At 70.9% G+C, this 20,302-nt stretch carries 16 protein-coding genes; 1 reads left to right on the top strand and 15 read right to left on the bottom strand.

Annotated elements, in window-relative coordinates:
• Positions 1–77: 77 nt before the first annotated feature.
• The 11 genes from acnA to AC0OLQ_RS13160 all read right to left on the bottom strand — a co-directional run bounded on the left by acnA (position 78) and on the right by AC0OLQ_RS13160 (position 13,463).
• Positions 78–2,792, bottom strand: a complete 2,715-nt coding sequence (gene acnA / locus AC0OLQ_RS13210) for an aconitate hydratase AcnA (RefSeq protein WP_484531539.1) — start codon at positions 2,790–2,792, stop codon at positions 78–80.
• Positions 2,789–3,631 (bottom strand): ABC transporter ATP-binding protein, encoded by an 843-nt coding sequence (locus AC0OLQ_RS13205; RefSeq protein WP_357340967.1) that lies wholly within the window; start codon positions 3,629–3,631, stop codon positions 2,789–2,791. Before AC0OLQ_RS13205 ends, acnA begins: the two co-directional genes overlap by 4 nt.
• 9 nt (positions 3,632–3,640) lie before the next feature.
• Positions 3,641–4,672: a FecCD family ABC transporter permease gene (locus tag AC0OLQ_RS13200; protein ID WP_357340964.1), complete on the bottom strand. Its 1,032-nt coding sequence runs from the start codon at positions 4,670–4,672 to the stop codon at positions 3,641–3,643.
• Positions 4,669–5,727, bottom strand: coding sequence for a FecCD family ABC transporter permease (locus tag AC0OLQ_RS13195; protein WP_484531538.1), 1,059 nt, complete (start codon positions 5,725–5,727; stop codon positions 4,669–4,671). The genes AC0OLQ_RS13200 and AC0OLQ_RS13195 overlap by 4 nt, the downstream gene beginning before the upstream one ends.
• A 1-nt stretch (position 5,728) precedes the next feature.
• Positions 5,729–6,721 (bottom strand): ABC transporter substrate-binding protein, encoded by a 993-nt coding sequence (locus AC0OLQ_RS13190; protein WP_484531537.1) that lies wholly within the window; start codon positions 6,719–6,721, stop codon positions 5,729–5,731.
• 561 nt (positions 6,722–7,282) lie between these two features.
• The gene (locus AC0OLQ_RS13185; RefSeq protein WP_357340954.1) at positions 7,283–7,498 is read right to left on the bottom strand and encodes a hypothetical protein; all 216 of its coding nucleotides are present in this window, start codon (positions 7,496–7,498) and stop codon (positions 7,283–7,285) included.
• Complete coding sequence (locus AC0OLQ_RS13180) at positions 7,499–8,302, bottom strand: COG4280 domain-containing protein (protein ID WP_484531536.1); 804 nt, start codon at positions 8,300–8,302, stop codon at positions 7,499–7,501.
• A gap of 219 nt (positions 8,303–8,521) precedes the next feature.
• Complete coding sequence (locus tag AC0OLQ_RS13175) at positions 8,522–9,415, bottom strand: GntR family transcriptional regulator (protein ID WP_484531535.1); 894 nt, start codon at positions 9,413–9,415, stop codon at positions 8,522–8,524.
• A gap of 76 nt (positions 9,416–9,491) precedes the next feature.
• Positions 9,492–11,294, bottom strand: a complete 1,803-nt coding sequence (locus AC0OLQ_RS13170) for an aldehyde dehydrogenase family protein (protein ID WP_484531534.1) — start codon at positions 11,292–11,294, stop codon at positions 9,492–9,494.
• Positions 11,291–12,376, bottom strand: a complete 1,086-nt coding sequence (locus AC0OLQ_RS13165; RefSeq protein WP_484531533.1) for an isocitrate/isopropylmalate dehydrogenase family protein — start codon at positions 12,374–12,376, stop codon at positions 11,291–11,293. The genes AC0OLQ_RS13170 and AC0OLQ_RS13165 overlap by 4 nt, the downstream gene beginning before the upstream one ends.
• A gap of 136 nt (positions 12,377–12,512) precedes the next feature.
• A complete protein-coding gene (locus AC0OLQ_RS13160) occupies positions 12,513–13,463 on the bottom strand; it encodes a MurR/RpiR family transcriptional regulator (protein WP_357340937.1) in 951 nt (316 codons plus the stop codon).
• A gap of 133 nt (positions 13,464–13,596) precedes the next feature.
• Between AC0OLQ_RS13160 and AC0OLQ_RS13155 the strand changes: the two genes are divergently transcribed.
• Positions 13,597–14,745: a C45 family autoproteolytic acyltransferase/hydrolase gene (locus AC0OLQ_RS13155; protein WP_484531532.1), complete on the top strand. Its 1,149-nt coding sequence runs from the start codon at positions 13,597–13,599 to the stop codon at positions 14,743–14,745.
• A gap of 133 nt (positions 14,746–14,878) precedes the next feature.
• Here the strand turns inward: AC0OLQ_RS13155 and AC0OLQ_RS13150 are convergent, their stop codons facing one another.
• The 4 genes from AC0OLQ_RS13150 to AC0OLQ_RS13135 are packed head-to-tail and all read right to left on the bottom strand — an operon-like array spanning position 14,879 to position 19,965.
• Entirely contained in the window at positions 14,879–15,904 is a 1,026-nt protein-coding gene (locus tag AC0OLQ_RS13150; protein ID WP_484531531.1) for an SGNH/GDSL hydrolase family protein, read from the bottom strand.
• A complete protein-coding gene (gene rocD / locus AC0OLQ_RS13145; protein ID WP_484531530.1) occupies positions 15,904–17,121 on the bottom strand; it encodes an ornithine--oxo-acid transaminase in 1,218 nt (405 codons plus the stop codon). Before rocD ends, AC0OLQ_RS13150 begins: the two co-directional genes overlap by 1 nt.
• The gene (locus tag AC0OLQ_RS13140; protein ID WP_484531529.1) at positions 17,114–18,481 is read right to left on the bottom strand and encodes a metallopeptidase TldD-related protein; all 1,368 of its coding nucleotides are present in this window, start codon (positions 18,479–18,481) and stop codon (positions 17,114–17,116) included. The genes rocD and AC0OLQ_RS13140 overlap by 8 nt, the downstream gene beginning before the upstream one ends.
• Entirely contained in the window at positions 18,478–19,965 is a 1,488-nt protein-coding gene (locus AC0OLQ_RS13135; RefSeq protein ID WP_484531528.1) for a TldD/PmbA family protein, read from the bottom strand. The genes AC0OLQ_RS13140 and AC0OLQ_RS13135 overlap by 4 nt, the downstream gene beginning before the upstream one ends.
• Between the last annotated feature and the right edge of the window lie 337 nt (positions 19,966–20,302).

The following is a 20,302-nucleotide window of genomic DNA, read 5'->3' as shown; positions in this document are numbered from 1 at the left end:
CGACCGAGCCGGCCCCCGCTGCCACGACGGAGCGGGGGCCGGTTCGGTATTCGGGCGCCTCTTGGTCGATGGACCGGCTACCGGTGGATCAACGAGCCGCCGTGGCTGGCGCCCAGTTCGCGCAGCAGGTACGGCATGATCCCGCCGTGCCGGTAGTGGAGCACCTCCCGTGGAGTGTCGAGGCGTACCCGCACGGGGAAGGAACGGTCACCGGCGTGCACGTCGACGCGCTCGGGAAACGCCCCGGCGTCGGCGCCGGCCAGCCCGGTGATGTGGAACACCTCCGTACCGGTGAGGCCGAGCGACTCGGCGGAGTCGCCGTTGAGGAACTCGAGCGGCAGGATTCCCATGCCCACCAGGTTCGACCGGTGGATCCGCTCGAACGACCGGGCCAGCACGGCCCGTACGCCCAGCAACGCGGGACCCTTGGCGGCCCAGTCGCGGGAGGACCCGGTGCCGTACTCGCGGCCCGCCAGCACCAGCTGCGGGATCCCGGCGGCCCGGTAGGTCATGGCAGCGTCATAGATGCTCACCGGCTCGGCCGACGCGGTTGGTCCGGCGGTGAGGTCCCGGGTGTAGCCGCCCTCGACACCGGGGAGGAGCTGGTTGCGCAGCCGCACGTTGGCGAACGTTCCACGCATCATCACCTCGTGGTTGCCCCGGCGGGACGCGTACGTGTTGAGGTCGCCCCGGCCGACGCCCCGGTCGCGCAGATAACGCCCGGCCGGCGTATACGCCGGGATGGCGCCGGCCGGCGAGATGTGATCGGTGGTCACCGAGTCGCCGAGCTTGACGAGCACGCGGGCGTCGCGGATGTCGGTCACCGGCTCCAGCCGGTCGGTCATCCCGTCCAGATAGGGCGGCCGGCGCAGGTACGTGGAGTCCGGCTCCCAGTCGAACCTCTCCCCCGCACCTGCCGGCAACGCCCGCCAACGCGCGTCGCCGGCGAAGACGTCCCGGTACGCCCGGGTGAACATCTCCGGCCGCAGGGTCGACTCGATCACCTCCCGCACCTCACGGGGCGCGGGCCAGATGTCCCGCAGATGGACCGGACGGCCCGCCGGGTCCAGTCCGAGCGGCTCGGTGGTCAGGTCGATGTCCATGGTCCCGGCGATCGCGTATGCCACGACCAGTGGCGGCGAGGCCAGGTAGTTCATCCGCACCTCCGGATTGATGCGGCCGTCGAAGTTCCGGTTTCCGGAGAGCACGGCGACCACGTCCACGTTCCGGTTCCGGACCGCCGACGACACCTCCGACACCAGCGGTCCGGAGCCGCCGATGCAGGTCATGCAGCCGTATCCGGCGAGGTGGAAGCCCAGCTCGGCCAGGTACGGCATCAGGCCGGCCCGCTCGTAGTAGTCGGTGACCACCCGGGAGCCGGGTGACAGGCTGGTCTTCACCCAGGGCTTGCTGCGCAGGCCGCGCTCCACGGCGTTGCGTGCCAGCAGTCCGGCCGCCACCATCACCGACGGGTTGGAGGTGTTGGTGCACGAGGTGATCGCCGCGATGGCGACGCTGCCGGGTCGGATCGACTCACCCCCACCCACCGGGTCCGTCACGTCCGGTCCCGCGCCGCCCGAACCACCTGTGTCCGGTGCCGCGCCGGCGTCCCCGCCCGAGGAGGCCAGTGCCTCCCGGAAGGCGACGCGGGCATGCGCGAGCGGGACACGGTCCTGCGGCCGACGGGGCCCGGCGATGGACGGCACCACCGCGGACAGGCTCAGGTCGACCAGGTCGCTGTAGTCGGGCGAAGCCTGCGGATCGTGCCACAGGCCCTGCTCCTTGGCGTACGCCTCGACGAGCGCGACCTGCTCCGGAGGACGGCCGGTGAACCGCAGGTAGCGCAACGTCTCCTCGTCGATGGGGAAATAGGCGCAGGTGGAACCGAACTCGGGGCTCATGTTCGCGATGGTGAGCCGATCGGCGATCGGCAGCTCCGTCACGCCCGGTCCGAAGAACTCGACGAACGTGCCGACGACGCCGTGCCGGCGCAGGCGCTCCACGATCGTCAGCACCAGGTCGGTCGCCGTCCCTCCCTCGGGCAGTGTGCCGTGCAGCCGCACGCCGATCACCCGGGGCACGAGCATCGACAGCGACTGGCCCAGCATCGCGGCCTCCGCCTCGATCCCGCCGACACCCCAGCCGAGCACACCCAGACCGTTGATCATCGTGGTGTGCGAGTCCGTGCCCAGGCACAGGTCCGGGTACGCCCAGCCGTCCTCGACCATGACCACGCGGGCCAGGTACTCGGCGTTGATCTGGTGCATGATGCCCATGCCGGGCGGCACCAACCTGAAGTTGCGGAAGGCGGACTGCGCCCACTTGAGGAACCGGTACCGCTCGCCGTTGCGGGCGTATTCGAACTCCACGTTGCGGGTGAGCGCGTCCGGGCGCCCGAAGACGTCGGCGATGACCGAGTGGTCGACGGTCAGCTCGACCGGGATCGCGGGATTGACCCGGGCCGGGTCGAGCCCGAGGGCGGCGCTCGCGTCCCGTACGGCGGCCAGGTCGGCCACGGCGGGCACCCCGTTGGTGTCGTGCAGGAAGGCCCGGGCCGGTGTGATGTCGACAGGCCGCTCGAAGGAACCGGCCGATCCCCAGTCGAGCAGCGCCTGCACCTGGTCCCCGGTGACCCGTTCGCCGTCCTCGTGACGCAGCAGGTTCTCCAGCAGGATCCGGATGCTGTAGGGCAACCGGGGCGGGGCGACGTCAGCGATGCGGTGGACGGAGTAGACGGCGTCGCCGACGGTGAGGGTGCCGGCGGTCGCGAAGCTGTCCCGGCCAGCGCTCACCCGATCACCGCTCGGGAGCGCGCCGGCACCGGTGTGGCGGAGCCGTCGGGCGTGGACCGGGCGCGACCCTTGATCGGGATGCAGAGCGGCTTGCCGCTGACCGGGTGGCTGTGCACCCGGGCCTCGATGCCGAAGACCTGGTGCAGCAGGGCCGGGGTGAGCACCTCGGCCGGTGACCCCTCGGTGACCAGCGAACCCTCCTTCATCACGAAGATGTGGTCGGCGTACTCCGCCGCCATGTTGAAGTCGTGCAGCACCATCGCCACCGTCTTGCCCTGCTCGATGTTGAGTTCGTGGAGCAGGTCGAGCACTTCCAGCTGGTATGCGACGTCCAGGAAGGTTGTCGGTTCGTCCAGCAGGATCAGTTCGGTGCCCTGGGCGAGACAGAGCGCGATCCAGGCGCGTTGGCGTTGGCCGCCGGAGAGCTGGTCGACGGACTTGCGTCGCAGCCCTGCCAGGCCGGTCACCTCGATGGCCCAGTCGACCATGTCCTTGTCGTCGCTCGACGGGACCGACAGCGAGCGTCGGTGCGGGTGCCGGCCGAACCAGATGAGGTCCTCCACGGTGATCGCCTCGGGAGCGACGAGTACCTGTGGCAGCACGGCGAGCCGCCGGGCGACCTCCTTGGTGGAGTAGGCGTGGATCGTCCGGCCGTCGAGCACGACGCTTCCCTGGCGTGGCTTGAGCAGGCGGGACAGGGCGCGCAGCGCGGTCGACTTGCCACAACCGTTGGGGCCGATGAGCACGCTCACCTTGCCGTCCGGAATGGCGAGCGACAGATCTGTGGCGATCACGAGATTGTCGTACGCGAGTTGAATGGCCTCGGTATGCAGTCGCACGTCGACCTCCTACTTGCCGGTCTTGGTGAGCAGATACAGGAAGTACGGGCCGCCGACGAGCGCGGTGATCAGCCCGACGGGGATCTCCAACGGCGGCACGGCGCCGCGACCCACCGCATCGGCAAGGACCATGAGCAGCGAGCCGAGGGCGGCGGATGTGGGCAGCAGGGCGAGATGACGTCCGCCGACGAGCCGGCGGGCCATGTGCGGCGCGATCAGGCCGACGAAGCCGACCGTGCCGGCGACGGCGACGGCCGCGCTGGCCAGCCCTACCGCGAGGAGCAGGGTGATGCGCCGTGTCCGCTCCGCCGGCTCGCCGAGGCCGATGGCGAGGTCGTCGCCGAGCCCGAGGGTGTCGAGCCGGCGCGAGTAATACAGCACCAGCGGTACGAGCACCAGCACCCACGGCAGGAACTGCCCGACGTGGGTCATGGTGCGGCCGAACATGCTGCCGGTCAGCCAGCTCATCGCGGCATTCACGTCGAGCGGATTGCGGACCAGCAGGTACCGGATGCCTCCCTCGCAGAGGGCGCTCACCGCGATGCCCACCAGCGCGATGCGGGCCGGCGACGCACCGCGGCGGTACGCGAAGAGGTAGACGACAACCGCTGCGCCGATCCCGCCGCAGAAGGCGGCGACCGGCAGTGCGATGACCGGAGCGGTCGGCCAGAGCAGCAGCGTGAGCATCGCCGTCAGCCCCGCGCCCTTGGTGACGCCGATGATGTCGGGCGCCGCGAGGGGATTCCGCACCACGCCCTGCAGCACTCCCCCGGAGACCGCGAGCGCGATGCCGACCAGCCAGCACAGCAGCACCCGGGGCAGGATGAACTGCTCCAGGAGCCGCGTCTTGTCCGGATCGAGCCGTCCGAGCAGCGCGGTAAAGCCGTCGAGCCAGCCGACTCCGGGGACGCCGGCGCCGATGGTGAGGACGCTGCCCAGCGCCGCCACCACCGTGGCCGACACGCCGACGGTCCACTGGCGGCGGTTGCGTCCGGCGGTGGCCGGCGCGGTCACCGGTCGGGTCATGGTGTGAGACGTCATGCCACAGTCCTTTGCCGGCGGGCCAGCACGATGAAGAACGGGGCGCCGATGAGGGCCGTGACCACGCCGGCCGGCACCTCGAACGGCGGGTTGACGAACCGCGACGCGATGTCCGCGTAGACCAGCAGCGTCGCGCCGCCCAGCGCGGACAGCGGTATGACGACGCGGTGGCGGTTACCGACGAGCCGACGGATGATGTGCGGGACGACGAGGCCGACGAAGGTGATCGGCCCGGCCACGGCCACCGAGCCGGCGACCAGCCCGATGATCACGATGCCACCGAACAGCCGCGTTCGCTGCACCCGCAGGCCGAGCCCCCGCGCGATGTCCTCGCCAAGGGCGAGCATGTCCAGCGAACGGGCCAGGGCGAGCGCCCCGACCAGCCCGGCGGCCGCCCACGGCAACGCCGTCGTCACGTCCGACCACTGGGCGAAATTCACTCCGCCGACGAGCCAGAAGAATACGTTCTTGGTGTCGTTGTCGTTGAAGATGATGAGACCCTGCGTCACCGACAGCAGCAGCGAGGCGATGGTGAACCCGGCGAGGGCGAGCCGGACGGTGCCGACTCTGCCCTGGCCACGACCGGCCAGGGTGAGAACCAGGAGGCCGGCCGCCGCGCCCCCGGCGAAGGCGAGCGGCACGACCGGCGCGCCGACCAGCCCGGGTACGAAGGTGAGCGCGCCTACCACCACCACCGCCGCCCCGGCGCTGACGCCGAGGATCTCCGGCGCCGCCAAGGGGTTGCCGGTGATGGTCTGCATGAGCACGCCGGAGACGCCCATGTTCGCCCCGACAACCGCGGACAGCAGCGCCCGCGGCAGCCGGATGGTCCGTACGACGAGTTCCTGGACCCCGCTGCTGCCCGGGTGCAGCAGCGCGGCGAGGATGGTGCCGATGGAGATCGCCACGTTGCCCAGGGCGATGCTCCACAGGAGGCCGAGCCCGAGCAGCACCACGATCACGGCGCTGACCAGCGGCGTCCGCCAGTGCCGGAAACGGGTCTGCCGCTCGACATTGTCGGACGCCGAGGGCGCGACCACCGTCGCGGTCGCCATGTCAGCCGCCGTACAGCTTCGTGATGACGTCCTGCGCGATCAGCTCGGCGCAGATGATGCCCCGCCAGCGGGACCAGACGGCCTGCGTGACCGGATACACCCGGTGCTCCTTGACCGCCGTCACCTGACGGATGAGCGGGCTCGTCTGCCACTGGTCGAACAGCGTCTTGTCGGCGGACTTCGCCACGAAGAGCACCGGCGGGTCGGTGGCGACGAACGTCTCCAGGCTCAGCTCGACCCGGGTGTTCTGGCCCTCGGTCGGGGGTACGCTCTCCAGCCCCAGTTCCCTGAGCACGCTCGTGGCGTACGCGTCGCCGGTGTAGACCGCGAACGTCTTCTCCGAGGCGATGCCGAACATGTATTTGGTCTTCTCCCCCGCGGGGATCTTGGCCTTGAACGCGGCCATCGTGTCGCGGTGCTTGCGCAGCCGCTCCTCCATCGCCGCACACCGGTCGAGGGCCTGGGAGATGGCGACCGCGCTGTTCAGGTTCTCCTGGTAACTCGCGTTCAGGCTGTCGAAGGCGATCGTCGGCGCGATGCCCTTCAGCTGGTCGTAGATCGCCTTGTGCCGCTCGGTGTCCGCGATGATCAGGTCGGGCTTCAGCGCGCTGATCTGCTGCAGGTTCGGGGACTGGCGAAGGCCGACCGACGTGTACCCGGCGATCTGGTCGAGCACCTGGGGCAGGATGCGCTTCTGGTCGTTGTCGTCCGCCACGCCAACGGGCTTCACGCCGATCGACGCGAGGGCGTCGACGAAGGAGAACTCCAGCGCCACCACCCGCTGCGGCTCGCCCTTGATCTCGGTAGTGCCGAGCTCGTGGGTGATGCTGCGGGTCTCCTGGCCGCAGGCGCCGGCGTTGCTGCTGGCGTCCACCTTGGCCGTCTGGCCGACGGCGGAGGTGGAGCCGGTGCCGTCGCCGGTGGTGCAGCCGGCGAGCGCTACGCCCGCCAGGACTGTCGTCGCGATCAGTGCCAGGCCGTATTTCGTTCTCATCGTTCCTCGTCTCATGGTCGAGCCAGGGAGGAGGATGGCGGCGGCTCCGAACTACCGGGGTCCGCCGTCGCTCCCGGGTGGGTGGTGAACCAGCGCGTCGGTTCGCGACGCGCGCGGACGGGTAGCGGCCCCGTCGTGATGCAGCTCTGTACCGAACCTGTGCCAGGTGCCCTCGCTGGTCGGCCCTGCTGCGTTCCGGTACGTCCCCGTGCGGCTGAGAAGTGTTGCCCGATGTTCGCCGGCCGGCCCGTTCGAAGGGCGGAGGCCGATGACGGGGCTTGCTGTCCCTGGCATCGCCGGCTCCTCTCCTCGACCGGTCAACCGGGTATGGCAAGACCGTAGTAACCGCTACAGACAGCGTCAATACTTGTCGTCAATACTTTGTGTTCCGGGATCGGACAACCTCGCCGATCCTCTTGGCTGACGCGGCACGTCGGCGGAACACCGGGAAGGCGCTACGACAAAGGCGCCCTTCATGGCCTGGGAAACCTGAAGGACGCCTGTGTCGACGGGGCATCGGGCCGGGGCGATGCCGCACCGCCCCGGCTCACCCCGGACGCGTCAGCTGCTGGCGCGAACGTCGACGACGAGCGCGATCGTGAACGCCACCAGCACGGCGAGCGCCACCAGAGGCGCGAGCAGGGCGCTGGCCGCGTACCCGGCGAGGACCGCGACGGCGCCGGCACCGAGCGCCAGCACGACCGCGAGCGCAATCTTCCAGTCGTCGCCGATGATGAAGTCGTACCAGAAGGCGAAGAAACCGCGGACGAATGCCATTCAGACCTCCTCAGTAGCACGCGCGACGGGCGCGGTGACGGCGGGCTGCGCCGGGCGGCGCAGTGCGCTGATCAGGGCGCGGGACAGCAGCAGCCACGCCGCGATGAGTACGAGAAGCATCCAGTCGCCACCGGGCCACTCGATGCTGTTTCCACCGTCGGTCAGGATGCCCAGGCCCTCCACGGCCCAGTAGAGGCCGAAGCTCGCCAACAGCAGGCCGACGCCGTACTTGAGGGTGTTCTCGGGCACCCTGGTCAGCGGCCCGTGCGCGACGGCCCCGATCACCAACACGACGATGCCGGCGGCGGCGGCACCGATGATCGCCACCGGCATGTTCTTGGCGTTGAGCCCGAAGGTGATGACGATGAACACCACCTCGACGCCCTCGAGGAAGACCCCCTTGAAGCTCACCACGAAGGCGAACCAGTCGAGGCCGAAGCGGCTCTCCCGGCCGGCCCGGCGCGCCGCCTCGGTCTGCTCCCGGAACTCCTCGGCCTCGTCGTGCAGGGCCTTCCGGCCCGAAGAGCGCAGCACCGCCTTGCGCAGCCACTGCAACCCGAAGATCAGCAACAGGGTGCCCACGACCAGCTGGAGCGCCGACTCCGGCAGCCAGTTGGCCAGCGCGTAACCCGCCGCGGCCGTGAAGACCACCAGCGCGAGCAGGGCGGTCACGGTACCGACCCAGGCGGATTTCCAGCTGCGGGTCATCCCCATGGCCAGGACGATCGTCAGGGCCTCAACGAACTCGACGAATGAGGCGGCGAAGGTTGCCACGGCCAACCCGGCTACCGCACTGGTGAACATGCTCGAACTCCTGTCTCTCGGCTGCGCGGACACCGACGCACCGTGCTTCACCGGATGCGGTCGGACAGTTGGTTCATCGACGATCGACCGCTGCCTAACGGCGGCCGCTCAGGGTATCGTAGGGGTCACTACAGGCACGGTCAATAGTCGTGGTAATTGCTACAAGACTTCGACACGCCTCATCGGCCCGGCACCGATCGACCTGCCGCGCCGATCCGGTCAGGAGGGTGCGTTGCCGCCGGCGATGAGCTTCTCCGGCCCGACGGTGGAGAGGTGACGGCGTAGCGCTGCTGCCGCCGCCCGGCGGTCGCCCGCGAGCAGCAGGTCGGCTATCGCCACATGCTCACGGCAGCGGACCAGCGCCCGATCGCGGGCGAGCGTCTGCCGGTACTCCATCAGCCGGCGCACCGTGTCGACCCGCTTCAGACCCTCTGTGAAGAAGACGTTGCGGCTGCAGGCCAACACGGTCTGGTGGAAGTGGCTGTTGAGATCGAAGAGGGTGGCCTTGGAGACCGTCCAGATCTCCCCGTCGACCAGTCGCTGCTGCCGCTCCCGGGCCTCCTGCACGGCCGCCCGGTCCAGCACGAACCCCGGTTCGAGGATCGCCACCGGCTCGATGGCCAAGCGGAAGCGGTAACTGTCCCGGTAGGCGTCCAACGACGTGAGCATAGGCCGGAACTCCCAGCCGTAACCGGGTCGCCGTTCGATCCAGCCCTCCGCCTCGATCCGGTGCAGGACGCGCAGCAGCTGCCGCTCGGTGAGCCGGTATCCCCGGGCCAGCGCGCTCTCGGTGACCCGGTCGGGCAGGACGCCGTTGAGTCGATCCTCCGCGAGCCGGAAATAGACGCGGTCGTCGTCCGCCACGTCCTCGGCGCCCGCCGGCCCGTGCAGCTCGGCCCCGGTCCGCAGCACGGCGTACCCGCCCCGCTCGGCCGCTTCAACAAGTCCTTCGGCGGCCAGGAGGCGTAACGCCTCGCGCACCGGCGACCGGGACACCCGCAGCTGCTCGGCCAGGGTCCGCTCCACCAACCGGGCACCGCGCGGCATCGCGCTGGCCCGGATGTGGTCGAGGATCCGCGCCGCGACCTGCTGGGTGAGCGGTGTCGGCGCCATCCGCGCTCCGTCTCCTCCTCTGGCGGCGTTCACCAGAGCATAGGGCGCGGCATCGAACGCAACCTGATGACCCGGCCTACTCGGCGTCCACCCGGGTCGTCATGCCGGTCGCCACGATGGTGCGGGTGGCCTCCACCGAGGCGTACGTCCAGAGGATCCGCATCGGTTCGGTGGCCGAGGCGTTGCGGAAGCGATGCGGGACACCCGCGGGCACGTAGGTGGTGTCCTCCGGGCCCAGCTCGTCCTCGACCCCGTCGATCTCGACGATCGCCTGTCCGGCCAGCACGACCACGCTCTCGGCACAGTTGTGGACGTGCAGGGGGATCGCTCCGCCCGGTGCGAACGTCGTGATGCCGTTGAGGAAGCTGTCGGCGCCGCGACGGCGGGTGACGAGCTGGACGGTACGGGCACCGCCGCCCCGTTCGCGGGGCGGCAGCTGCGCCGGACGCAGCACCACCGGCGGAAAGGCCGGTTCCACCGTGGTCCGTTGACCGGGCTCCGGGACCACCGCCGGCGCCGGGGCGACGGAGACCGTCTTCGCGTTGACGAATTCGAGGATGCCGTGTCGGCCCAGCTCGCGGCCGTACCCGGACTTCTTGATGCCACCGAAGGGCAGGCTCGGTTCCGAGGCCACCATCGCGTTGACGAAGACCGCGCCGGCGTCGATCCGGCGGGCCAACCGCTGCGCGCGGGCGACATCGGCCGTCCACAGCGCGGCGCCGAGACCGTACTCGCTGTGGTTGGCCAGCCGGATCGCCTCCTCCGTGTCGGCCACTCGGACCACCGCGGCCACCGGGCCGAACGTCTCCTCCCGGAATGCCGTCATGGCCGGGGTGACGTGGTCGATCAGGGTGGGTTGGTAGTGGAAGCCGGGCCCGTCGACCGGCGCACCGCCCAGCACCAGCGTCGCCCCCTCGGCGACGGTACGCCGCACCTGGTCGTGCAGCTGGTCGCGTAGGTCCGCCCGGGCCAACGGCCCGACGGTGACGCCCGGTTCCGTCGGGTCGCCCACCCGCAGGTCACGGATGCGCTCCGCAACCGCGGCCACGAAGTCCTCGGCGACGCGGTCCGCCACGATGAAGCGCTTGGCGTTGACGCAGCTCTGCCCGGTGTTGAGGAAGCGCGAGTCGACCGCCGCGGCGGCCGCGGCCGGGACGTCCGCGTCGGCCAGCACGATGAACGGGTCGGAGCCGCCCAGTTCGAGCACCTGCTTCTTCAACGCCGCGCCGGCCTGCGCCGCCAGCAGGCCGCCGACCCGGGTCGAGCCGGTCATGGTGACCGCGGCCACCCGGTCGTCGGCGACGATCCCAGCGACCTGCTCCACCTCGACGAGCAGGCTGCGGACCAGGCCGTCCGGGCCGCCCGCGTCCCGCCAGACCTCCTCGATGGCGAGCGCGCACCGGGGAACGTTCTCGGCCGGTTTGAGCAGCGCGCCGTTGCCTGCCGCGAGCGCGGGTACGGCGAAGCGGAAGAACTGCCAGAACGGGAAGTTCCACGGCATGACCGCGAGGATCACCCCGAGTGGGTCGTAGACCACGGAACTGTGCCGGCCTGGGGTGTCGACGGTCTCGTCCGCCAGGTACGACGGGGCGTGCGCGGCGTAGTGCTCGCAGGTGAGCGCGCACTTCTCGATTTCCGCCTCGGCCTGCCCGAGCGGCTTGCCCATCTCCGCGGTGATGAGCCGCGCGTACCGCCGCTTTCCGGCGCGGAGCACGGCGGCGAGGTCTCGCAGCAGGGCGAGCCGGGCCGCGAGCCCTCGCTGCCGCCACTGCGCCTGCGCGCGTACGGCGGCGGTGAGCGCCGCGTCGACCTCGGCCGGCGCCAGCGCGGGAAAGCGGGCGACCTCCTGTCCGGTGTGCGGGTCGACGGAGGCGATCATGCGGTGGCTCCCTTCCGGGCGAGGCGTTCGACGGCGCTGGCGACGGCATCGGCGAACGCGTCCGTGGCGAGCGCTCCGCCGAGGTCGGAGGTGCGGGTGGCGGGATCGGCGATCACGGTGTCGACCGCGCGGGTGATGGCCTCGGCGGCGTCGACGAGGGCCGGTACGCCGTCGCGGTTGCCGCGCCACTCGAGCAGCATCGCGGCGCTGAGGATGAGCGAGGCGGGATTGGCGATGTTACGACCGGCGATGTCCGGGGCGGAGCCGTGCTGCGCCTGGGCCACGCAGGTGTCGTGCCCGGCGTTGATGGAGCCGCCCAAGCCGAGGCTGCCGGAGAGTTCGCAGGCCGCGTCGGAGAGGATGTCGCCGAACATGTTCGTGGTGACGATGACGTCGAAGCGTTCCGGCTGGCGGACGAGCAGTGCCGCGGTGGCGTCGACGATCAGCTCTTCCAGCTCGACGGTCGGGTATTCGGCCGCGACCCGGCGGACCTCTCGCAGGAAGAGGCCGTCGGAGAGTTTGAGCACGTTGGCCTTGTGCACCGCGGTGACCTTCCGTCGTCGCCGCCGCGCGAGCTCGAAGGCGGCCCGGGCGACGCGTGCGGACGCGCCGGCGCTGACCTTGCGCACCGACAGGGCCAGGTCCGGGTCGGGCATGAACTCACCCGAACCGGCGTACATGTTCCGGTCGGAGTAGAAGCCCTCGGTGTTCTCGCGCACGATCACCAGGTCCATCGGTGTCCGCAGCACGCTGAGGCCGGGGTGGGAGCGGCAGGGTCGGATGTTGGCGAAGAGCTGGAACCTCACCCGCAGCTCGGCCGAGGGGTTGATGCCCCCTTCGTCGCGGCTCGGGTAGTCGTAGTGCGAGACGGGGCCGAGGATCACTCCGTCGACCTGTGGAATCCGCTCGACCACCCGCTGGGGCAGGGTGGTGCCGTGCTCGGCGAGGCTCGCCAAGCCGATCTCCGCGGTTTCGAATTCGAGCCCCAGCCGGAAGATCTCGTCGGTGGCGTGCAGGACGCGCAGGGTTGCCTCGGTGATCTCGGTGCCGATGCCGTCACCGGGTAGGACGAGCAGTCTCATGCCGTTGACCTCACGGGATGGGGCGCCATCGGCGCCCGGCGATCAGGACGCTACCCGCGGTCAATGGTTTTTTGCAAGGAGAAAATACCAAGCGCCCGGCCCGGCACCGGTGAGGCCCAGCCGAATGGTTGCGGTATCAGCCCCGTTCAGGGGCGACGGAGCGAGAGCCTCGCCCACGCCGGCCGACGACGCCCCGCTTCTTGGTCGCCTCGGTGACGACCGCTTCGGCGAGGCGTTCGCGCACCGCGACCAACTTCCGCATGGCACCCGACACCCGTTCCCGCTCGGCGGCGGCCAGCGCCAGGGTCAGCGCCTCGAGGATGGTGATGGTCACCGTGATGCTGCTCAGGCCATGCGGGCCGATCTCGGCCGAGAGCACCGCGTCGACCTGGTCCGTCAGCGCGCTGCCGAGGGTGTCCGTGATCAGGATGATCCTGGCGCCCACGCTACGGGCGTGATCGATGACCGCTTCGTCTTCGGGCTGGGCCGGCTCATGACAGACGAGGATGACGGCGTCCCCCTCGGCCAGCGGGACCAACGCGTCGGCGACCAGGAAGCCGGAATCCGCGATGACGTGGGCGTACCGGCCCTGCCGCAGCATCCGGGTGGTGAAGTACTTGGCCAACTGCCCGTGCACCCCGACCGCGCAGGTCAGCACGTACCGGGCGTTGCTGATGATGGAGACGGCCTTGTTGAACTCCCCCTGCCGCACCGTGCGCTGGGCGGCCTGCAGGAGCGAGATCTGCTCCGCGACGACCGCGTCGAAGATCTGCTCGGGATCGTCGCTGACCGCATCGAGCGCCCGGGTGAGGCGACCGGCCGGGGTGAAGTGCTCCCGCAGCGAGGCCTGCAGGGAACGCTTCAGGTTGGGCAGGCCGGGGTAGCCGAGCGCCTTGACGGTACGGATCACCGTGGCGTCACTGGTCCCCGTGAGCTGCCCCAACTCCTCGGCCGAGGCGAACGCGACCTCCTGCGGGTTCTCAGCCATGTACCGCGCGACGGCGTACTCGGCCCGGCTCAGGTTGTCCCGGCTGGCGGCCACCCGCTCGGCCAGCGTCGGCTCCCGCCGGTCCGTAGTATTTACCACAGCTATTGACCCCCTATGTAGTAGAGCCTACATTACCGGTACCTGCCGTCGACGCGGTCGCGTCCGCCGGCTCGATGGTCGCATGTTTTGACCGTCGCCCCGCACACAGCCTGGGCGACCGGAAGGAGTGCGCGTGACAGCACTGACCATCCCACTGATCGAGATCTCCGGTGCCGACCCGGTACAGCGGGGCCGCGTCTACGGCGAGGCGGCGCGGCCGCAGATCGAGACCGCCATCGCGTTCTACGCGGAACTGTTCGCCCGGTCGGCCTCCCTGTCCTGGAATCAGGTCGTCGAGCGGTCACACGCCTGGGTGCCGTACATCGACGACTACCTGCCCGGAGCGGTGGACGAGATGCGGGGCATCGCCGAGGGATCGGGACGGAACCTCGGCGAGATCCTCGCGCTCAACGGACGCGCCGAGCTCTCCCACGTCAATCCCTTCGACGACGTACCGGGCGAGTGCACCTCGTTCGCCATCATGTCGGAGGCGAGCGGTGACGGTCACGTCTACTGCGGACAGAACTGGGACTGGCGCGAGGGCGTACGGGACACGGTCGTCCTGCTCCGCATCGAGCAGCCCGGCAAGCCCACCATCCTGATGCAGGTCGAGGCCGGCCAGATCGGCAAGCACGGCGCCAACTCCACCGGACTCGCCCTCAACGGCAACGGACTCGTCGCGTCGATCCCCGCCGACATGGGCGTGCCGCTGAACTTCATCCGCCGCAAGGTGCTCGAGCAGTGGGACATGAACGCGGCCCTGCGGGCGGTGCTGCGGGTGCGCCAGTCGTTCTCCACCAACGTGCTGCTGACCCACCGCGACGACTTCGCGATCGATGTGGAGACCACGCCGGGACGGCACGGCTGGCTCTACCCGACCGACGGCCTGCTGGTGCACGCCAACCACTTCGAGGCCTTCGTGCCCAGCCAGATCGAGCCCACGTACCGGCCGTCGAGCATCGACTCCCTCTACCGCGGCTACCGGGTGCGCCAGGCGCTGCGGCGGGCGCGCACCGAGCGGGACATTCCGGCGGTCGCACGGACCGCCATGAGTGACCACTTCTCCGCGCCGTACTCGGTGTGCACCCACCCCGACGAGGCCGATCATCCGGTGGACGCGCAGCTGACGATCGCCTCGAGCCTGGTCGACCTGACGACCGGCGAATACCGCATCGCCGCCGGGCCGCCGTGCACCAACGACTACGCCGTGGTGCCCCACAACCTCTACGACGGCCCCACCCGGCCCGGCAAGCTCCACGCTCCGGCGCTGGCGTCCGCTTGACAGGCCGGGCACGAGCCCGCACACAGGACGGTCGCCGGCCGCGGGACACTACCGCGGACGGCGACTGCCCTGTGCCGCCCGTGCCCGGGCGATCACGGCCCTGTCCTGCTGACGATGTTGGACGAAGTGCTGCCTACGGCGTCGCGCGGCCGGAACCGGCGGCCAGCAGCCCGGCCAGACGCGGCGCCAGCCGCTCGGCGATCAAGCGGAAGCCGTCCTGATTCGGGTGCAGGCCGTCCGGCAGCAGGTGGCCGTCCGCCATGCCGAGCACCGTCAGCCCGTCGAGCACGTGCAGATCGTCATCGCCCGCCGAGCGCAAGCCGACGGCGACCGCGGCGACGCGCTGCCGGATCTCCCCCAGGGTCAGCCCGACCGCGTTGGTCGCCCGCTCCCGCTCCGGGGCGGCGATCGGGGTGATCAGCACGATCGGGGTACGGGGATGTCCGTCCCGGATGGTCTGCACGAAGCCGACCAGCGCTGGTGCCAGCGAGCGCGCGGCGAACGACGACGCCCCGTGGATGTTGACGCCGACACAGAGGCTGATCAGATCGGCCGGGGTGTCCCGAATGTACCGCGCGACCACCGGATCCAGGTGGCACTCGCCGGCGAAGCCGAGGCAGCGGAGGTGCCAGTCGTTGGCCGTCGCGATCAGGCCCGGCCACGTCTCGGAGGGACCGTCGGCGCCGGTGCAGTGCGTGATGGAGCTGCCATAGGTGATCCAGCGGGACCGGGCCGGTGTCGGCACCACCAGGCTCGCCCCGCACAGCCGCAGCCGGCCCAGCCGGCTGGACCCGTACTGGGGCAGCCAGATCTGGACCCGCTTGCGCCCGGCGGGCAGGCCGTCGACGGCCACCACCCCGGTCCCTTCGATGAACCGGCGCGCCACCCGCCGGCGGTCGACGACCACGTCGAACGGGGCCAGCGGCCGTACCGGCACCTTCGGCAACCGCACGTCGACGTCCCATTCGAGGGCACGTGCGTCGGTGGTGAACTCCAACCGCACCCCGGCCGGCATGCCGGCCGACTCGAGCAGTCCCGGATCGATGGTCGGCTCGCGTCCCGCGGCCGGCAACCGGCGTGGCACCAGCCAGCCGCCCTGGCGGAGCAGCTCCGCGTGGCCGGTCAGGCCGAGGCGGGAGTCGTCCGGCGCCAGGTCCATCACACGAGCACCTCGCGGAGCTGCGCCACGGCCCAGTCCACCTCGTCCGCCTCGATCACCAGTGGCGGCGCCAGCCGGATCGTCGAGCCGTGCGTGTCCTTGACCAGTACGCCCCGCGCGAGCAGCCGCTCGGACGCCTGCCGGCCGGTCATCAGCCTCGGATCGATGTCCACCCCGGCCCACAGTCCCCGGCCGCGTACCGCCGTCACACCGTGCCCCACCAGGGCGGCCAGCCGCCGGTGCAGCAGCGCGCCGAGCCGGCGGGCTCGCTCCTGGTACTCCCCGGTGCGCAGCAGTCCGACCACCGCGCGTCCGACCGCGCAGGCCAACGGATTGCCGCCGAAGGTGGACCCGTGCTCGCCCGGCCGTAGCACGCCGAGCACGTCGCCTCGACCGACCACCGCGGACACCGGCACCACCCCTCCCCCGAGCGCCTTGCCCAGCACGTAAAGGTCGGGCCGGACACCCTCATGCTCACACGCGAACGTCCGGCCGGTGCGGCCCAGCCCGGACTGGATCTCGTCGGCCACCAGCAGCACCCCGCGCGCGGTGCAGAGCGTGCGCAGTCCGGCGAGGTAGCCGTCCGGCGGCACCAGCACCCCGGCCTCGCCCTGGATCGGCTCGACCAGCACCGCCACGGTGGTCCCGTCCACCGCCGCCGCGGCGGCGGCCAGATCGCCGTACGGCACGATCCGGAAGCCCGGGGTGTACGGGCCGAAGTCGGCGCGCGCGTCGGGGTCGGTCGAGAAGCTGACGATGGTGGTGGTCCGGCCGTGGAAGTTGTTGGCGGCCACCACGATGGTGGCTTGGCCGTCCGGCACCCCCTTCACCCGGTAGCCCCACGCCCGCGCCACCTTGACCGCCGTCTCCACCGCCTCGGCACCGGTGTTCATGGGCAGCACCATGTCGGCGTCGCAGAGCTGCGCCAGCTCCCGGCAGAACGGCCCGAACTGGTCGTGCACGAACGCCCGGCTGGTCAGCGTCACGCTGTCGAGCTGCCTGCGGGCCGCCTCCACCAGCACGGGGTGCCGGTGGCCGAAGTTGAGGGCGGAGTAGCCGGCCAGGCAGTCCAGGTAACGCTCGCCGGCGACGTCGGTGACCCAGGCGCCCTCGGCCGCCGCGATCACCACGGGCAGCGGGTGGTAGTTGTGGGCCGTCCATCCCTCCGCTTCGGCGAGCAACGCGGCCGAGTCGCCCCGGACCGGCGCGCTAGTCACCTGCGCCGCCCAGCACGAACGGCCCGGCGTCGATGAGCAGTGCCGGCGCCACCACACTCTCCATGAACGGCGCCTCGCCGCGCTCCCGGTCCCGCCCCACGGCCAGTACCGCGCGCAGCACCTCATCCATCCGGAAGGTCAGCCGCACCTGAGGATGCCAGGCGACGATGCGACCACCGCGCACCCAGAACGTGGCGTCCCGGGTCGTACCGGTGACGAGCGTGTCCTTGGGGTGCAGCACCCGCAGGTAGTCGAGCCGGCTGACCACGAGGCCGTCCTCGCAGCCGGCCAGCAGGTCCGCCTCGGTCGCCTCGCCGGACCGGAGCAGAAGGTGCGACGGCGCCGGTTCCGCCCCGAACCGCCAGCCCAGCGGTACGCCGTGTCCGGTGGAGGCACCTCCCGTGACTCCCGCCTGCTCCAGGTTGGACACGACCCCCTTCAGTACGCCGTTCTCGATCAGCGACGTCCGCCGGCGCGGGGTGCCCTCGACGTCGAAAGCGCTGGGCAGCCCGTCCGGGTCCGCGCCATCGTCGACGAGCGTGAGCAGATCGCTGACCACCTGTTCGCCCAGCCGCCCGGCGACCGCGGTACGGCCGTCGGCGTACCCGGCCGCGCCGAGCGCCGCGTACCCGTAGGTGGCCAGCAGCGTGATGGCGGCCTGCGGCCGGAGCACCACCCGGCAGGTGCCGGCGAATTTCTCCCGCGTGGGCAGCGGCGCCAGTTCGGCGCGCAGTCGGTCGGCCACCCCGTCGACCCCGATACGGGCGGAGTCCCAGTCCAGCAGGCGTACGCTGGCCGACCGGCCGCCGCCGTCGGCTATCGCCTGAAACGAGGCCCGGGTCAGGGTCTCGGCTTGAAAGAGCCCGTCGGTGTCCGCGACGATCCGCTCGGTCACGCTGTGCCGCGCCGCGCCCCCGAGCTGCAGCCGGTCACCCAGCCCGGTCCGGACGCCGTCGAACCAGGCGTACCGCTCCGCCGCGCCGGCTCGCAGCGTCGCCTCGCTGACCTGGGGTGGCACCGCCTCGCGCGCGTCGGGCCTGGTGTCCACCCGGCCCGACTCGCACTTGGGCAGCACGGCCAACGCGTCGGCGAGCCGGCCGGCCAGCGCCCGTACCTCCGACGGCGCCAGAGATTCCAGCGCGCCGGAGGCGACGCGGCCGTCGCGGGCAACCCGCACCCGCACCCGCAACCGCCGCTCGCTGTGCTGGGTGATCACCCGGGAGCAGGCGTAGCGCAACAGCCCGATGCGCTCGCCGGACACGTCGAGCCGGGTGCCCGCACCGAACTCCCGCAGTGCGTCCCGCACCGCGGCGGGATCGATGCCGACCTCGTCGGCACGGACGCTCTCGTCGACACTCACCTGATCCCCACCTGGACCTCTCGGAAGCGAGCCGGAACCGTGCCGTGGCCGATGTGCGCCACCTGCAACGGCTCTCCCTTGTTGCACGAGGGGATGCCGTGCACCCGGAACTCGTCCGGGCCGCCGAGCGCGTCGCACCTGGCCCAGAACCGGGGCGTCACCCCTGAGTAGGAACAGTTCTTCAGCAGCCGGCCGAGCTTGCCGTCGCGGATCTCCCACCCCGCCTCGGCCCCGAGACGGAAGGAGAGGCGCTGATCGTCGATGGAGACGCTCTTCGTCATGTCGACCAGGACGCCCCGCTTGGTCCCCGCCACCATCTCGGCCAACGAGGAGTCCCCGGGTTCCAGGCAGAGATTGGTCATCCGCACCAGCGGCACCCGCTGCCAGCCGTCGGCGCGCGCGGCGCCGGAGGACTGCTCGCCCAGGGCGGCGGCGGACTCCCGGCCCGACAGGTAACCGACGAAGACGCCGTCGCGCACCAACTGGGTCCGCTGCGCCGGTACGCCCTCGTCGTCGTATCCGTACGAGCCGAGTGCCCCGGGGATCGTCGCGTCGGCGTAGACGGAGACGATCGGCGCACCGAACTGGAAGCTGCCCAGGCGCTCCGGGGATGCGTACGTGCCGCCGGCCAGGCTGGCCTCGGTGCCCAGCGCCCGATCGGCCTCCATCGGGTGCCCCGCACATTCGTGCAGCAGCAGGGCGAGCTGCGAACCGGAGACGACGAGCGTGGTGGTCTCGTCCGGGCACTCGGGTGCGGTCAGCAGCGCCACCGCCTCGGACGCCACCCGAGCCGCCTCGTCGGGCAACCGCAGCGTCGGGATGTGTTCGTAGCCCGCCGTGGCGAAGTCACCCCGCTGGCCACGGATGTTGCGCGGCACCGCCTGCGGGTAGGACCGTCGCTGCACGTCGTCGCCGTTGCTGGCGTACACCACGAGGCCGGCGCCGCTCTCCGTCACGGACTGTTCGATCAGCGCGCCCTCGGTGTTGGCGAACACCTTCTCATCGCGGAAGAAGTCCATCGACGCCTCGATCCGCTGGACCTGCGGACCCGCTGTCCGCGCCTCGTCGACCACCGACGACAACAGATCGAGCTTGTCCGACAGCGGCGCCCGGAACGGGTCCTGGATCATCGGCGAGGCCCACCGGGTGCGCGTGGTCACCGGTTCACCGAGCCGAACCGGTGGTCCGCTCCCCGCCGCCCGGGCTTGGCCGACGGCCTGACGCACCGCCTCCGAGAGGCCGTGCGAGTCCAACCGGTGGGTGGCGGCGAAGCCCCACTGGCCATCGACCAGCACCCGGACACCCAGGCCGACCGACTCCTCGTAAACCACGTCACCCGGGCCGGCGAGTTCGACCAACACCAGTTCGTGGGTCCGGTTCACGACCCGTACGTCTGCGTACTCGACCTCCGCCGGCAGCAACCCCAGCACGTGTAAGGCGGGGTCGCGCAGCGCCGGGCTGCCTCCGTAGGAATCGGCAGGCAAAGTCAACCTCCCAAGGTCCGCGCGGTAGTAACCACTGACGCCAATGTAGTAGACGCTACATGTACGGTCAACATCTGTCGTGGATCCTTCAGGCGGGAGTGCTCCATTGCCGACCGGGTCCGGCGCGGTGGTCGCGTCGCGCGGAGTGCAGCGAGGGGCTGCTCGTCCTCGCCGCCGAGGCAAGGCGACGTCATGCTCACCGTCGCGCGACGCCTCAAGTAATTCTCAAATCCAGGTCGGCCGATCCTTCGAAGCGAAGACCCTGCATACGCTCGACGCACCCAGCTCTCTCACGGTCCTCCCCGACTCCGTCACGACGGCGACCACCGTCGCGCAC

Source organism: Micromonospora sp. Utrum1 (assembly GCF_057197805.1).
This window is presented reverse-complemented; position numbering and strand designations above follow the sequence as displayed.